This is a genomic window from Ochrobactrum sp. RH2CCR150 (assembly GCA_014138095.1).
Lineage (GTDB): Bacteria > Pseudomonadota > Alphaproteobacteria > Rhizobiales > Rhizobiaceae > Brucella > Brucella gambitense.
The window spans coordinates 216153-229474 of record JACGXE010000001.1 but is presented as its reverse complement, the minus strand read 5'-3'; the positions used below and the strand labels follow the sequence as shown (position 1 = coordinate 229474).

Below are 13322 nucleotides of genomic sequence, written 5' to 3'. Positions count from 1 at the left end.
TATACGTGCATATCGAACAATTAGCCGATTGACTGCTCCACCACCGTCAAATCGAGATTGATCCCAAGGGTTGCCAGCATCTTGGCAAAGTCTGAAGCCGTATAGGCCGCGTTCTCCGTCACCAATGCGATGGTCCGACCGGAACCGTCTTGTGAAGCGGGAAGGGCCGAAACGACACTGTCCGCTGGGTCGAGGAACATCCAGTCGGGGCGCGCTTTCTCGAAGAACGGTCGCAGCCAGGGCAAGTGTGTGCTCGACAAAGTGAGAACGTCGATATGCGGATGTTCGGCAAGGATCATGTCGCAAAAGCGGGCAACGTCTTCGGCCGTTCTTGCCGGGTTTGACAGAAACAAACCGCTTTCCACCAGTTCAACCATTGGAGAGGCGTTGATGAGACTGATCTCGGCCGATCCAGTCGCTTGGGTATGCACAAACGCACTGAGTTCGGTGCTTTCAATCATTGAACGAACGCCCAGAACCGCAACATGGCCACTGCGGCTGGCCGCGATTGCCTCCCGAACGGGTGGCGCCACGCCATAGACCGGCACAGAGAACTGATCTTTCAAGGCGTCCAACACCATGATTGATGGCGCATTGGAAGCCAGAACGACGCTCTCCGCGCCGAGACCGATCAGATAGTCGATTGTGCTGCGCATAATGAACGACAGCTCGCTTCGCGTTTTCCCGCCATAGGGAAAACGTGCACGATCTGCAAAATAGATGATGTCACGCTGTGGCTGTCGGCGTCTGATCAGCTCGACCAGCGCATAGCTTCCAATGCCTGCGTCAAACACCGCAACAGGCGCGGCTAGGCTGTCCAATGGGATCAGCATTCCTCGCCGAACTTGTCGGCAATCAGTACCTGCAAGGCATTGAGCACGGTTTCGGCCTGCTCGCCAGAGGCGCTGACCTCGATGCAGCAGCCGGGTGAGGCGGCCAGCATCATCAAGCCCATGATCGAGGTGCCGCCAACCGTCATGCCGTCCTTGGAAACGCGGACATGCGCATCATAGCCATCGACGAGCTGAACGAACTTGGCGGAGGCGCGGGCATGCAGCCCGCGCTTGTTCACGATCTCAAGCGATCGGGAAATGGCAGTTTCGGGATCATATTCGCCAGTAAGGGTGACGCTGGACGGCATATATTACTTTCCTGTCAGAACCTGACTTGCGACATTGATATACTTGCGCCCCGCATCCTGCGCCTCGCGAAGCGCAGTCTTGATATCGCCCCCGACCCGCACGCTCGACAGCTTGATCAGCATCGGCAGATTGACGCCTGCGATGACTTCAATCTTGCCCTCCTGCATAACCGAAATGGCCAGATTGGATGGAGTTCCACCGAACATGTCGGTCAGGATGATAACGCCGCTGCCATTTTCAGCGCGTTCGACAGCTTCGACGATATCACGCCGACGCTGTTCCATGTCATCTTCCGCACCGATGCATACGGTTTCGAAATTATCCTGCGGGCCTACCACATGCTCAACGGCATGAAGAAACTCTTCGGCCAGCCTTCCGTGCGTAACAAGCACGAGTCCGATCATACTATAAAAGCTCCCGTCGCGCGCCTGCCGCATCACCCCGCCAGATGATCAGATGGCACCTGCTTTGTTTCAGTACGATCATTCCAAAAAACCTGTCACGTTTTAAGGATCGTACTGCAGCCGGAACCATGCCGGCGAGTTGTGCATCTTGGCAGGGCAAATCCTTATAGCAAGTGAAAAATCTCTACCCCGCCTTGAAAAAAGCAAAATGCCGCAGCGGGATGAAAACTTCATCGAATCGAAACCAACATCGGCTCAGCGATTCTCCGGCGACCAGGGTTCGTAGAATAAAGTCGCCTCGATCGCCCGCGATAGCGCGTTGGAATCGCCATTTGAGGATAGTGACGGCAAAAGCAGCCGCGGCAGACCGATGCCCTCAAAGGTCCAGCTCCCGCCACCGGGATAGCGCTCCGCTTCGTCGCGAGCCACCAGCCAGATCACCAGATCAAGCACGGCGCTGGACACAAAAGGCACTCTGAACAGGCCCGCGCCGCGAATCTCCACACCACCCGCCAGGGAGGCGGGAGCGCAGGCGATGAGATGATTATCTTCTGCCCGCAGCATCGTGCGGTCATCGCTGACCAGAAAAGCCTGCTCACCGCGAAGGGAAGCCCGCTCGACGAGCGTCAGCGCGAGTTCAGTTTTGCCCGCGCCCGAGCGGCCCATGATCATCACACCCTTTCCGCGCAATTGCACGGTGGTGGCGTGGAGGCCGCTCTTGGCTTCTTCCGGGGTCATGCGCTGGCCGGAAGATCGACGATAAAACGGGCGCCCCTGAATTCATCCGGCTTGGCCGGATCGACAATGTTTTCTGCCGTCAGCGTACCACCATGCGCTTCGATGATCTGGCGGCTGATCGACAGACCAAGGCCGGAATTCTGGCCGAAAGCCTCCGATGCCGGGCGGTCCGTATAGAAACGCTCGAAAATCCGCTCGATATTCTCGATGGGGATCCCCGGGCCGTTATCCTCGACCAGAACGCGCAGACGGCTGCCTTCGCCCTGCAAGGTCACCACGATACGACCCGTATCGTCCGGCACGAAGGAGCGCGCATTTTCAATGAGATTGCTCACCACCTGACCGAGCCGCAGATCATGACCAGCCACATAAAACGTCTTTTTGCCTGCGGGCAGCTTGCCTGTATTGAAGACGATTTCGGTGCCGATCTTGTTGCGACGCACTTCGCGGGCGGCGGTCACAAGATTGGTGAGCAACGTCTTCATATCCACGCGGTCGATATGTTCGCGCGCAAGTTCCGCATCGAGACGGGAAGCATCCGAAATATCGGTGATCAAGCGGTCCAGACGGCGCACGTCATGCTGGATGATATCGAGCAGGCGCTTGCGCGAATCTTCGGACTTGGCGAGCGGCAAGGTCTCCACCGCGCTACGGAGCGAGGTGAGGGGGTTCTTCAGCTCGTGACTCACATCGGCGGCAAAGCTCTCAATGGCTTCGATGCGCGTATAGAGCGAGTCCGTCATCTCGCGGATGGAGGTGGACAGGTGCCCCACCTCGTCCTGACGTTCCGAGAAATCCGGAATTTCGACACGGTTCTTGACGCCATGGCGGACACGGTCCGCTGCAGCAGACAATTTGCGCAGCGGGCTTGCGATGGTTGATGCGAGGAACAGCGACAGGATCACCATGACCAGCGCGACGACGCCAAACACACGGAAGACCGCCATGCGTTCGCCCTGCACGATCTTGTCGATATCGTCGCCCTCGGTCGACAGCAGCAACACGCCGAGAATGGCGCGCGAACGCTGGACGGGAACTGCGACCGAAACCACGAGTTCGCCTTTCTCGTTTCGCCGTTGCGCAGTCTGCGGGGAACCCGTCAGCGCCTTAACGATCTCGGGAAAGGCAAGACCATTACCGCCCGGCTGTTCCTGATAGACAGGCAAACCGCCACCAAAGAAGAAACTGGTGAACCATCGGGTGAAACGCTCCCAAACGCTGGGCTTTTCTTCCTCGATGGGCGGCAGATCATAGCGCAGCACAGGCCCGGATGACGGGAAGCTCGGCGAATAGAGCGCACGTGAATCCAGCAGCATGTTGGCGTAGCGATCATAGATGCGCGCACGCGTACTGGTCGGCGAAATCAACCGGCGGAGCAGCGGGGAAACTTTTTCCGGATTGATCGGGAATTCCCAATTGTCGGGAGAATCGGGCGAGGGGGTCAGGCTTTGCCCGGCCTGCAGCTCCAGAAGCTTTTCAGGATCGATCATCAGCGAATTGGTGTCGACCGTCGCCGAGGCCGAAATCGCCGCAGCGATGATCTTGCCCTGGGTCAGAAGGCTTTCAATCTTGGCATCGATCAGCCCCTCGCGGAACTGGTTCATATAAAGAATGCCGGAAACCAGCACGCCGAGCGCCGCAAGATTGAGAAACAGGATGCGGCGCGTCAGGCTCGAAAAGAGATATTGACCGAGAAACTTGCGAAAGGGCGCAAACAGGCGACGCCAGAACACCGAGCGCTGTCGCCGTGCTCTGCGCTCGCGCAAGTTCGCTTGCAAACTCGCCTTCAGGCTTTCGTTCCGGGTCTCTGCGACCATCTCGCTTTGGTTACTCGTGCTAGAGCACATCCCGAAAAGTGTGAACCGGTTTTCGGATAAGATGTGCGTCAAATATTCCAGATCAATGCCGGGATATCGCACCCGGCATTGTTAACTTTACCAATCAGGCTTCGCGGAAGCGATAGCCAACGCCATAGAGCGTTTCGATCATCTCGAAGTCGTCGTCAACCACCTTGAACTTCTTGCGAAGGCGCTTGATGTGGCTGTCGATGGTGCGATCATCCACATAGACCTGTTCATCATAGGCCGCATCCATCAAGGCGTCACGGCTTTTCACGACGCCGGGGCGCTGCGCCAACGAATGCAGGATGAGGAACTCAGTGACCGTCAGCGTGACAGGCTCGCCCTTCCAGGTGCAGGTATGACGCTCCTGATCCATGACCAGCTGACCGCGTTCCAGCGACTTGGACGGTTGGCCTGCCGGCTTGGCCGTGCCGTCGCGGGCGGCGACGCGGCGCAGAACAGCCTTCACACGTTCCACCAGCAATCGCTGCGAGAACGGCTTGGTGATGAAATCATCCGCGCCCATCTTGAGACCGAAGAGTTCGTCGATCTCGTCGTCCTTCGAAGTCAGGAAGATGACCGGGAGATCAGACTTCTGGCGCAGGCGGCGCAGAAGCTCCATGCCATCCATACGCGGCATCTTGATATCGAAGATCGCAAGATTTGGCGGACGCGCCATCAGACCATCAAGAGCGGAAGCGCCGTCGGTGTAGGTTTCAACCCGATAGCCTTCCGACTCCAGCGCAATGGAAACGGAGGTCAGAATGTTACGGTCATCGTCGACCAGCGCAATTGTCTGCGTTGCCGAGGCTTCCTTCATGCGGACCCTTCTCCTTCATGTTTTGCCATGCCATCCCCATCGGAGCATTCCATGGGCGTTGACCATCTGGCATTCCACCCGGCGCAACCGGCTGGAGGGCGGTTCGATAATCGAGCGCCTGATTTGCACATCGATACTATTATAGTGATGCAGCTTGTGCAGTACAAATTAGGTACAAAATGTGGCGGCTCTGTAAGAAGCCGTGAAACACGCTTTGGCGAATCATTCTTTGGTTAATACTCGTTCAGATTGTATTCCACAAATAATACACGCGAAAACGCAATAATTAAACGATTTAAAAAAAATTCAAAATTTTTAAACCGATTAAATATTTGAATTGCCGCAATTAATCTGTTTCTGACTCCCCACTCCTCCGAGAACGGAAAAACGGAGGCCAGATTTATTTGTCAAACCAAATGGCGGAGACACCATGAGAGAGACCGGCATTCACAATACGGCCGCTTCCATTGCCACTTCGGGACTGAAGGAACTCTCCGCAGTCTTTTATAACCTCGGGCCTGCTCGGCTCTATGAGGAAACCATCCGCCGTGGCGAAGCTGAACTGACCGCACAGGGCGCGCTCGTCGCCCGCACCGGCCAGCACACCGGCCGCTCGCCGAAGGACAAGTTCGTTGTCCGCGACGCCAATACCGAAGATCAGGTCTGGTGGGACAACAACAAGCCGATGACGCCGGAAGCTTTCGAACTTCTCTATGCCGATTTCATCGAGCAAGCGAAGGGCAAGGAGCTTTTCGTTCAGGATCTCGTCGGCGGCGCAGATGCCGACAACAAGATCAACGCGCGCATCGTGACCGAATATGCCTGGCACTCGCTGTTCATCCGTAACCTGTTGATCCGCCCTGCCCAGGAAGAGCTTGCTTCCTATGTGCCGGAAATGACGATCATCGATCTGCCGTCGTTCAAGGCGGATCCGGAACGTTATGGCGTGCGCACCGAAACAGTGATCGCGGTCGATCTGACCCGCAAGATCGTGCTGATCGGCGGCACTTCCTATGCTGGTGAAATGAAGAAGTCGGTCTTCACCGCTCTCAACTACATCCTGCCTGCCAAGGGCGTGATGCCGATGCATTGCTCGGCCAATGAAGGCCCGAACGGCGACACCGCCGTCTTCTTCGGCCTGTCCGGCACGGGCAAGACCACGCTTTCCGCCGACCCGACGCGCACGCTGATCGGCGACGATGAACATGGCTGGGGCGAGCATGGCATCTTTAACTTCGAAGGCGGCTGCTATGCCAAGACCATCCGTCTTTCTGCCGAAGCGGAGCCGGAAATCTACGCCACGACGCAGCGTTTCGGCACCGTGCTGGAAAACGTTGTGCTCGACGCCAACCGTCAGCCGGATTTCGACGACGGTTCGCTGACCGAAAACACCCGTTGCGCCTATCCGCTTGATTTCATCCCGAATGCATCGAAGACGGGCAAGGGCGGCCAGCCGAAGAACATCATCATGCTCACCGCCGATGCTTTCGGCGTGATGCCGCCCATCGCCAAGCTGACCCCGGCACAGGCCATGTACCACTTCCTGTCCGGTTATACGGCAAAGGTGGCAGGCACTGAAAAGGGCGTCACCGAACCTGAAGCAACCTTCTCGACCTGCTTCGGCGCGCCGTTCATGCCGCGTCATCCGTCGGAATACGGCAATCTGCTGCGCAAGCTGATCGCCGAACACAAGGTTGATTGCTGGCTGGTCAACACCGGCTGGACCGGCGGCGCCTACGGCACCGGCAAGCGCATGCCGATCAAGGCAACCCGCGCGCTTCTGGCTGCGGCTCTCGATGGTTCGCTGAACAATGCGGAATTCCGCATCGATCCGAATTTCGGCTTCGCCGTTCCGGTTGAAGTGCCGGGCGTGGATACGTCCATTCTCGATCCGCGTTCGACCTGGGCCGACAAGGCTGCCTATGACGCACAGGCCAAGAAGCTGGTCGACATGTTCGTCACCAACTTCGAGAAGTTCGAAAGCCACGTCGATCACGAGGTCAAGGACGCAGCACCGGCAATCCGCATCGCTGCCGAATAAGGTGCTCAGAAATACTGAGGAGGGAGAGAGCCCGGCCCGCGTGCCGGGTTTTCTTTTGTCTCAATTCAGCTCCGCACTCTGGCGGGCATGACTTTTCTCCGCATGCCCTTGTCCCAAAACCGCTTCGCACTTTTGGGGGGCATGCGTGCGCCGGGTTTTCTTTTGTCCAACAGCAACGAAGCGTGTATGCGTTCTCTCATGGAAGAGAACCGGAACATCATCCGCATCACCAACCGCCTGACGATCCGTGAGGATGATCTGGAGGAAAGCTTCATTCGCGCCTCTGGTCCCGGCGGACAGAACGTCAACAAGGTTTCGACGGCGGTGCAGCTGCGCTTTCATGCGGCGCAATCGGGTTTGCCGGAAGATATCCTCACACGCCTCTTCAAGCTGGCCGGTCAGAAAGGCACCAAGGACGGTGACATTCTCATCGAGGCCAATCGCTTCCGCACGCAGGAGCGCAACCGCGAAGACGCCCGCGAACGGCTGATCGCCCTGATCGCCAAAGCGGCCGAGCCGCCACCGCCGCCGCGCAAGAAGACCAGACCCACCAAAGGCTCTGTCGAGCGACGCCTGAAGGCGAAATCAGGCCGCGCAGATATCAAAAAAGGACGTGGCAAGGTTTCCTTCGACTGAAGCGCTACCTCCGGACCTGAATTCCAATCCCGAAAAGACCGCAAGAGCAGGGGAAACGCATGACCACGAAACTCTACGATCTCGAAACCAGCCATGGCAAAATTGCAGTGCGCGAAAGCGCGGGCGAGGGTGCGCCCTTGCTGATGATCCATGGCAATTCGAGTGCGAGCGCGATTTTCCAGAACCAACTTGAGGGCGAAATCGGCAAGAAGTGGCGCGTAATCGCACCTGATCTGCCCGGCCATGGCCAGTCTGGTGACGCCATCGATCCCGACCGCAGCTATTCCATGGAAGGTTATGCCGATGCCATGACCGAAGTGCTGGAAAAGCTTGGCATTTCCGATGCGGTGGTGTTCGGCTGGTCGCTCGGCGGCCATATCGGGCTTGAGATGATTTCACGCTACCCGGGCATGCGCGGGCTGATGATCACCGGCACGCCACCGGTCGCCCGCGAGGAAGTGGGGCAGGGCTTCAAAAGTGGTCCCGACATGGCGCTGGCCGGGCAGGAAGTGTTTTCGGCCCGCGATGTCGAATCCTATGCGCGCAGCACCTGCGGCGAACCGTTTGAACCCTCGCTGCTCGATATCGTCGCTCGCACCGACGGTCGCGCACGCCGCATCATGTTCGAAAAGTTTGCCGCTGGAACCGGTGGCAACCAGCGCGACATCGCTGCCGGAGCAACACTTCCCATCGCCGTGGTCAACGGTCGTGACGAACCTTTCGTCGAGCTCGACTTCGTGTCGAAAGTCCGCTTCGGCAATCTTTGGGAAGACAAAACCCACGTTATCGACAATGCCGGTCACGCACCTTTTCGTGAAACGCCAGCAGTTTTCGATGCCTATTTGGCGCGTTTCATTACCGATTGCACGGCGTAAAGCCCCTTTTCACCGCGGGTGATACATTCTTTCAGCGGCGCTGCGCAGCGCCGCTGAAATTACCGCTACCATCTCCTCATTGGTGCTCTACTTTGAACACGGGAGTTTCAATGAGGTGATATTATGAGCATGACTGTTGCAGACCTTTTGGCCGAAACCCTCGCTCAAGCCGGAGTCCGGCGCATATGGGGTGTGACCGGCGATAGTCTGAACGGGCTGAACGACAGCCTGCGCCGCCTTGGCAAGATTGACTGGATGCATGTCCGTCACGAAGAGACCGCCGCTTTCGCCGCTGGCGCGGAAGCAGCCGTTACAGGTCAGCTGGCCGTCTGTGCCGGCAGCTGCGGCCCCGGCAATCTTCACCTCATCAACGGGCTTTTCGACTGCCAGCGCAATCGCACGCCCGTACTGGCCATCGCCGCCCATATTCCTTCGTCGGAAATCGGCCTCGACTATTTTCAGGAAACGCATCCGCAGGAACTGTTCCGCGAATGCAGCCATTTCGTCGAGCTTGTCTCCAATCCCGCCCAGATGCCGGAAGTGCTGCACCGCGCCATGCGCGCGGCAGTAGGACAGCAGGGCGTGGCTGTCATCGTTCTGCCGGGTGATGTTGCGCTGAAACAGATCGACGAACCGGCAGCGAAAGCCTGGGTCCAGGTCGCGCAGCCGCGGATCATCCCGTCTGATGATGATATCGGGCAGCTTGCCAATCTTCTGAATAGCTCCGAAAAGATCACAATCCTCGCTGGGAGCGGCTGCGCCGGTGCGCATGATGCCGTGGTGGCGCTTGCCGACCGTCTCGCCGCGCCTGTGGTGCATGCGCTGCGCGGCAAGGAGCATATCGAGTGGGACAATCCCAACGATGTCGGCATGACCGGCCTGATCGGATTTTCATCCGGCTACCACGCGATGCTGAACTGCGACACGCTCTTGATGCTGGGCACCAGTTTTCCGTATCGGAATTTCTATCCCGAGAAAGCGAAAGTGATTCAGATTGATCGCGATCCATCCCAGCTTGGTCGTCGCGCGCCGATCACGCTTGGCGTCGTCAGCGATGTGAAAGAAGCCGCCAACGCCCTGTTGCCCAAACTGAAATCGAACCGCAGCGCCACGTTCCTGAATTCCGCCAAAGCGCATTATGTGAAAGCGCGCAAGGATCTGGACGATCTCGCCCAGCCCTCAAAGGCGGGACAGCCCATTCATCCGCAATATCTCACACGTCTGATCGATCAGGCTGCGAAGGACGATGCCATTTTCACAGCCGATGTCGGAACACCAACCGTCTGGGCAGCGCGCTATCTCAAGATGAACGGAAAGCGCCGTCTGCTCGGCTCGTTCAATCACGGCTCCATGGCCAATGCCATGCTGCAATCGCTTGGCGCGCAGGCCGCAGCGCCGGACAGACAGGTCATCTCCCTGTCCGGGGATGGTGGCTTCACCATGATGATGGGCGATTTTCTATCCCTCACACAGCTGAACCTGCCGGTGAAGATCATCATCTACAATAATGGCTCGCTCGGCTTCGTCGCCATGGAAATGAAGGCGGGCGGCTATCTGAGCACCGGCACCGATCTGGATAATCCGAACTTTGCCGCCATGGCGGAAGCCATTGGCATCAAAGGAATCCGGGTGGAGGAATCCACAGATCTGCCGGGCGCGCTGCAACAGGCTTTCGATCACAAGGGATCGGTTCTGGTCGATGTGGTCACAGCCAAGCAAGAGCTCGTCATGCCGCCGAAGATCAAAGCAGAGCAGGCGAAGGGCTTCAGCCTCTATATGCTGAAAGCCATCATCAACGGGCGCGGCGATGAAATCGTCGAACTCGCCCGCACCAATCTGGGGCGCTGATCTCTTTGTTTTCACGCATTATCCGACGCAAAACCGCTTCGCACTTTTGCTGGAAATGCTCTAGCAAAGAGGCCGGGTTTCCCCGGCCTCTTTTCATATCTTCCTGAGTGCGACCTCTTCGATCAGATGATCGCTGCCCTTGCGCAGGATCAGGTCCGCGCGCGGTCGGGTCGGCAGGATATTTTCATTGAGATTGCGCAGATTGATATTCTGCCACAGGCCTTCGCCAATGGAGCGCGCCGCATCTTCCGAAAGCTGCGAATAGCGATGGAAGAAGGATTGCGGATCGCGGAAGGCCGTTTCGCGCAGGCGCATGAAACGGTCGATATACCATTTGTGGATCAGCACCGGATCGGCATCGATATAGATCGAGAAGTCGAAGAAATCCGAGACGAAGGGCACCATCTTGCCGTCTTCCGGCAGATCGCGCACCTGAAGGACATTGATGCCCTCGAAAATCAGAATGTCCGGCTTGTCGACCACCTGGAAATCGTTCGGCAGCACATCATAGCTCAGATGCGAATAAAGCGGCGCACGCACATGGCTCATGCCCGCCTTGATCGCCGACAGAAAGCGCAGGACAGCGCCGATATCGTAGCTTTCCGGAAAGCCCTTGCGCTCCATCATGTTCTGCTCACGCAGCGCCGCATTGGGATAAAGGAAACCGTCCGTCGTCACCAGATCGACCTTCGGGCTGGACGGCCAGCGGGCGAGCAGTTCTTTCAGGATACGCGCTGTCGTAGACTTTCCGACCGCCACCGAACCGGCAACGCCGATGATGAAGGGCGTCTTAAAGGATTCCTCCATATTGAGGAATTGCTGGCGCTGGCGGAACAGAAGCTGGCTGGCCTCGACATGCGCATAAAGCAGTCGCGACAGCGACAGATAGATGCGGCGGACCTCATCAAGATCGATGGGATCGCCGAGCGAACGCAACCGCTTGACCTCTTCATAGGTCAGGGTGAGGGGGGTATCCGCGCGAAAACCAGCCCATTCCTCTGCCGAGAAAAAGCGGTAGGGCGAATATCTGGAAGGGGTGAGCTGATCCACTTTTTCCCACATGAACTGTCGTCTCTCTGGCCTTCTATTCAGCGCAATCCTTTATAGGATCACGCCTTCGGGCGAGCAGCCTTTTCTTCAAGGCCGGTCTGGCCCGTGCGGCGGTCGAGTTCCTGGAGAACCTCTTCGAGCGGCACACCGGCAATTTTCCAGACCACCATCAGGTGATAAAGCAGATCGGCGCTTTCGGACACCACGCCTGCGCGGTCACCGGAAACAGCCGCAATCACCGTTTCCACGGCTTCTTCGCCCAGCTTCTGCGAGGCCTTGTTCGGGCCTCTGGCGACAAGGCTTGCCGTATAGGACGATCCATCGGTCACGCTGGCGCGTTCGGCCACGATGCGTTCAAGATCTGCGAGCGTAAACTGGCTCATCGGGGTTCCTCCCGTCATTTATATTCTGTTCAGCGAACCGGATCGAGCCGCATCGGAATTCCGGCTTCGGCCATATAGCGCTTCGCCTCCCCGATCGAATAGGTGCCGAAGTGGAAGATCGAAGCAGCTAGCACAGCCGTCGCATGGCCGTCGCGGATACCCGCCACCATGTGATCCAGATTGCCGACGCCGCCCGAAGCGATCACCGGCACACGCACGCTGTCAGCCACAGCGCGGGTCAGCGCCACGTCGTAACCGGCCTTGGTGCCGTCACGGTCCATCGAAGTGAGCAGGATTTCGCCTGCGCCCAGATCGACAACCTTGCGGGCGAATTCCACCGCATCGATGCCCGTCGTCTGGCGACCGCCATGGGTGAAGATTTCCCAGCGATCCGCTTCGCCTTCGCCCGAAACCTTCTTGGCGTCGATGGCGACGACGATGCACTGATTGCCAAACTTGTCCGCCGCCTCGGCAACGAATTCCGGGTTCTTCACCGCTGCCGTGTTGATCGACACCTTGTCGGCACCGGCCAGAAGCAGTTTGCGGATATCGGCAACCTGACGCACACCGCCACCAACGGTAAGCGGCATGAAGCACTGTTCTGCTGTCCGGGCCACCACATCGAAAATTGTCTCGCGATTGTCCGAGGACGCCGTGATGTCGAGGAAGCACAATTCGTCCGCTCCCGCCGCATCATAAGCGCGGGCGGCTTCCACCGGATCGCCCGCATCGATCAGATCGACAAAGTTGACGCCCTTGACGACGCGGCCGTCCTTCACATCGAGACAGGGAATTACGCGTGCTTTCAAAGTCATGCTGTGGCCCTCAACAATGACAGCGCTTCAGCCGGATCGATGCGACCGTCATAAAGCGCACGGCCCGAAATCGCACCTTCGAGTTTGCGTGCATCCGGAGCGGCGAGGCGCTTGATATCGTCCATCGAAGCAAGGCCGCCCGATGCGATCACCGGAATGGAAACTGCCTCGGCAAGCGCCAGCGTCGATTCCCAGTTGATGCCTGCCAGAACGCCGTCGCGGTCGATATCCGTATAGATAATGGCGGCAACACCAGCGCCCTCGAACTTCTTCGCCAGTTCGACCACGCCAAGCTGGGAGGCTTCGGCCCAGCCTTCGACGGCGACCTTGCCGCCCCTGGCGTCGATGCCAACCGCGACCTGTCCCGGAAAAGCCTTGCAGGCTTCGATCACCAGCGCCGGATCGCGCACGGCGACCGTGCCGAGAATGACACGGCGCAGCCCCTTGGAAAGCCAGCTTTCAATGTGCTGCAGGGTGCGAATGCCGCCACCCAGCTGCACCGGGTTCTTGGTGGCTTTCAGGATTGCTTCGACCGCAGCGCCATTGACGCTTTCGCCCGCAAAAGCGCCGTTGAGATCAACCACATGCAGCCATTCAAAGCCCTGATCTTCAAAGGCTTTGGCCTGCGCAGCGGGATCGGTGTTGTAGACGGTGGCCTGATCCATGTCGCCGAGCTTCAGGCGCACGCATTGACCGTCTTTCAAATCGATGGCGGGAAAAAGGATCATG

15 protein-coding genes are annotated in these 13322 nt (G+C 58.1%); 5 read left to right on the top strand and 10 right to left on the bottom strand.

Annotated elements, in window-relative coordinates; translation table 11 throughout:
* Positions 1-20 precede the first annotated feature (20 nt).
* The 6 genes from FHW03_RS01060 to FHW03_RS01035 form a co-directional block, all read right to left on the bottom strand.
* Positions 21-833 carry an aspartate/glutamate racemase family protein gene (locus FHW03_RS01060; protein WP_182518972.1) on the bottom strand — a complete coding sequence of 271 codons (813 nt, stop codon included), beginning with the start codon at positions 831-833 and terminating at the stop codon, positions 21-23.
* Positions 827-1141 carry an HPr family phosphocarrier protein gene (locus FHW03_RS01055; protein ID WP_078337652.1) on the bottom strand — a complete coding sequence of 105 codons (315 nt, stop codon included), beginning with the start codon at positions 1139-1141 and terminating at the stop codon, positions 827-829. Before FHW03_RS01055 ends, FHW03_RS01060 begins: the two co-directional genes overlap by 7 nt.
* 3 nt (positions 1142-1144) lie before the next feature.
* Complete coding sequence (locus tag FHW03_RS01050; protein ID WP_078337651.1) at positions 1145-1546, bottom strand: PTS sugar transporter subunit IIA; 402 nt, start codon at positions 1544-1546, stop codon at positions 1145-1147.
* A 255-nt stretch (positions 1547-1801) separates the two neighbouring features.
* Complete coding sequence (locus tag FHW03_RS01045) at positions 1802-2284, bottom strand: HPr kinase/phosphorylase (RefSeq protein ID WP_182518971.1); 483 nt, start codon at positions 2282-2284, stop codon at positions 1802-1804.
* Positions 2281-4101 (bottom strand): stimulus-sensing domain-containing protein, encoded by a 1821-nt coding sequence (locus tag FHW03_RS01040; RefSeq protein ID WP_182518970.1) that lies wholly within the window; start codon positions 4099-4101, stop codon positions 2281-2283. The genes FHW03_RS01045 and FHW03_RS01040 overlap by 4 nt, the downstream gene beginning before the upstream one ends.
* Positions 4102-4225: 124 nt before the next feature.
* On the bottom strand, positions 4226-4945 hold the full coding sequence (locus tag FHW03_RS01035) for a response regulator transcription factor (protein WP_078337648.1): 720 nt from the start codon (positions 4943-4945) through the stop codon (positions 4226-4228).
* 51 nt (positions 4946-4996) lie between these two features.
* Between FHW03_RS01035 and FHW03_RS01030 the strand changes: the two genes are divergently transcribed.
* The 5 genes from FHW03_RS01030 to poxB all read left to right on the top strand — a co-directional run bounded on the left by FHW03_RS01030 (position 4997) and on the right by poxB (position 10345).
* Positions 4997-5182, top strand: a complete 186-nt coding sequence (locus FHW03_RS01030) for a hypothetical protein (protein WP_182518969.1) — start codon at positions 4997-4999, stop codon at positions 5180-5182.
* A 193-nt stretch (positions 5183-5375) separates the two neighbouring features.
* Positions 5376-6986: a phosphoenolpyruvate carboxykinase gene (locus FHW03_RS01025; RefSeq protein WP_182518968.1), complete on the top strand. Its 1611-nt coding sequence runs from the start codon at positions 5376-5378 to the stop codon at positions 6984-6986.
* A gap of 186 nt (positions 6987-7172) precedes the next feature.
* Positions 7173-7622, top strand: coding sequence for an alternative ribosome rescue aminoacyl-tRNA hydrolase ArfB (gene arfB / locus FHW03_RS01020; protein WP_171058694.1), 450 nt, complete (start codon positions 7173-7175; stop codon positions 7620-7622).
* Between the two features lie 59 nt (positions 7623-7681).
* Positions 7682-8497, top strand: a complete 816-nt coding sequence (locus FHW03_RS01015; RefSeq protein WP_182518967.1) for an alpha/beta fold hydrolase — start codon at positions 7682-7684, stop codon at positions 8495-8497.
* 123 nt (positions 8498-8620) lie between these two features.
* A complete protein-coding gene (poxB, locus tag FHW03_RS01010; protein ID WP_182518966.1) occupies positions 8621-10345 on the top strand; it encodes a ubiquinone-dependent pyruvate dehydrogenase in 1725 nt (574 codons plus the stop codon).
* Between the two features lie 93 nt (positions 10346-10438).
* On the opposite strand, the gene coaA is transcribed toward poxB, so the two are convergent.
* Genes coaA through hisA form a run of 4 tightly spaced genes read right to left on the bottom strand, consistent with a single transcriptional unit; the run spans position 10439 to position 13321 of the window.
* Positions 10439-11407 carry a type I pantothenate kinase gene (gene coaA / locus FHW03_RS01005; protein ID WP_182518965.1) on the bottom strand — a complete coding sequence of 323 codons (969 nt, stop codon included), beginning with the start codon at positions 11405-11407 and terminating at the stop codon, positions 10439-10441.
* A gap of 47 nt (positions 11408-11454) precedes the next feature.
* Entirely contained in the window at positions 11455-11778 is a 324-nt protein-coding gene (locus tag FHW03_RS01000) for a phosphoribosyl-ATP diphosphatase (RefSeq protein WP_078337643.1), read from the bottom strand.
* A 29-nt stretch (positions 11779-11807) separates the two neighbouring features.
* Positions 11808-12593, bottom strand: coding sequence for an imidazole glycerol phosphate synthase subunit HisF (gene hisF, locus FHW03_RS00995; RefSeq protein WP_078337642.1), 786 nt, complete (start codon positions 12591-12593; stop codon positions 11808-11810).
* On the bottom strand, positions 12590-13321 hold the full coding sequence (gene hisA / locus FHW03_RS00990; protein WP_182518964.1) for a 1-(5-phosphoribosyl)-5-[(5-phosphoribosylamino)methylideneamino]imidazole-4-carboxamide isomerase: 732 nt from the start codon (positions 13319-13321) through the stop codon (positions 12590-12592). Before hisA ends, hisF begins: the two co-directional genes overlap by 4 nt.
* Position 13322 lies beyond the last annotated feature (1 nt).

Bases quoted from the DNA above. Each gene is read 5' to 3' on its own strand.
- FHW03_RS01030 (WP_182518969.1), top strand. From the start codon at position 4,997: ATGGGCGTTGACCATCTGGCATTCCACCCGGCGCAACCGGCTGGAGGG.
- poxB (WP_182518966.1), top strand. From the start codon at position 8,621: ATGAGCATGACTGTTGCAGACCTTTTGGCCGAAACCCTCGCTCAAGCC.
- FHW03_RS01060 (WP_182518972.1), bottom strand. From the start codon at position 833: ATGCTGATCCCATTGGACAGCCTAGCCGCGCCTGTTGCGGTGTTTGAC.
- arfB (WP_171058694.1), top strand. From the start codon at position 7,173: ATGCGTTCTCTCATGGAAGAGAACCGGAACATCATCCGCATCACCAAC.
- FHW03_RS01045 (WP_182518971.1), bottom strand. From the start codon at position 2,284: ATGACCCCGGAAGAAGCCAAGAGCGGCCTCCACGCCACCACCGTGCAA.
- hisA (WP_182518964.1), bottom strand. From the start codon at position 13,321: ATGATCCTTTTTCCCGCCATCGATTTGAAAGACGGTCAATGCGTGCGC.
- FHW03_RS01000 (WP_078337643.1), bottom strand. From the start codon at position 11,778: ATGAGCCAGTTTACGCTCGCAGATCTTGAACGCATCGTGGCCGAACGC.
- FHW03_RS01040 (WP_182518970.1), bottom strand. From the start codon at position 4,101: ATGGTCGCAGAGACCCGGAACGAAAGCCTGAAGGCGAGTTTGCAAGCG.
- hisF (WP_078337642.1), bottom strand. From the start codon at position 12,593: ATGACTTTGAAAGCACGCGTAATTCCCTGTCTCGATGTGAAGGACGGC.
- FHW03_RS01055 (WP_078337652.1), bottom strand. From the start codon at position 1,141: ATGCCGTCCAGCGTCACCCTTACTGGCGAATATGATCCCGAAACTGCC.
- FHW03_RS01050 (WP_078337651.1), bottom strand. From the start codon at position 1,546: ATGATCGGACTCGTGCTTGTTACGCACGGAAGGCTGGCCGAAGAGTTT.
- FHW03_RS01035 (WP_078337648.1), bottom strand. From the start codon at position 4,945: ATGAAGGAAGCCTCGGCAACGCAGACAATTGCGCTGGTCGACGATGAC.
- FHW03_RS01015 (WP_182518967.1), top strand. From the start codon at position 7,682: ATGACCACGAAACTCTACGATCTCGAAACCAGCCATGGCAAAATTGCA.
- FHW03_RS01025 (WP_182518968.1), top strand. From the start codon at position 5,376: ATGAGAGAGACCGGCATTCACAATACGGCCGCTTCCATTGCCACTTCG.
- coaA (WP_182518965.1), bottom strand. From the start codon at position 11,407: ATGTGGGAAAAAGTGGATCAGCTCACCCCTTCCAGATATTCGCCCTAC.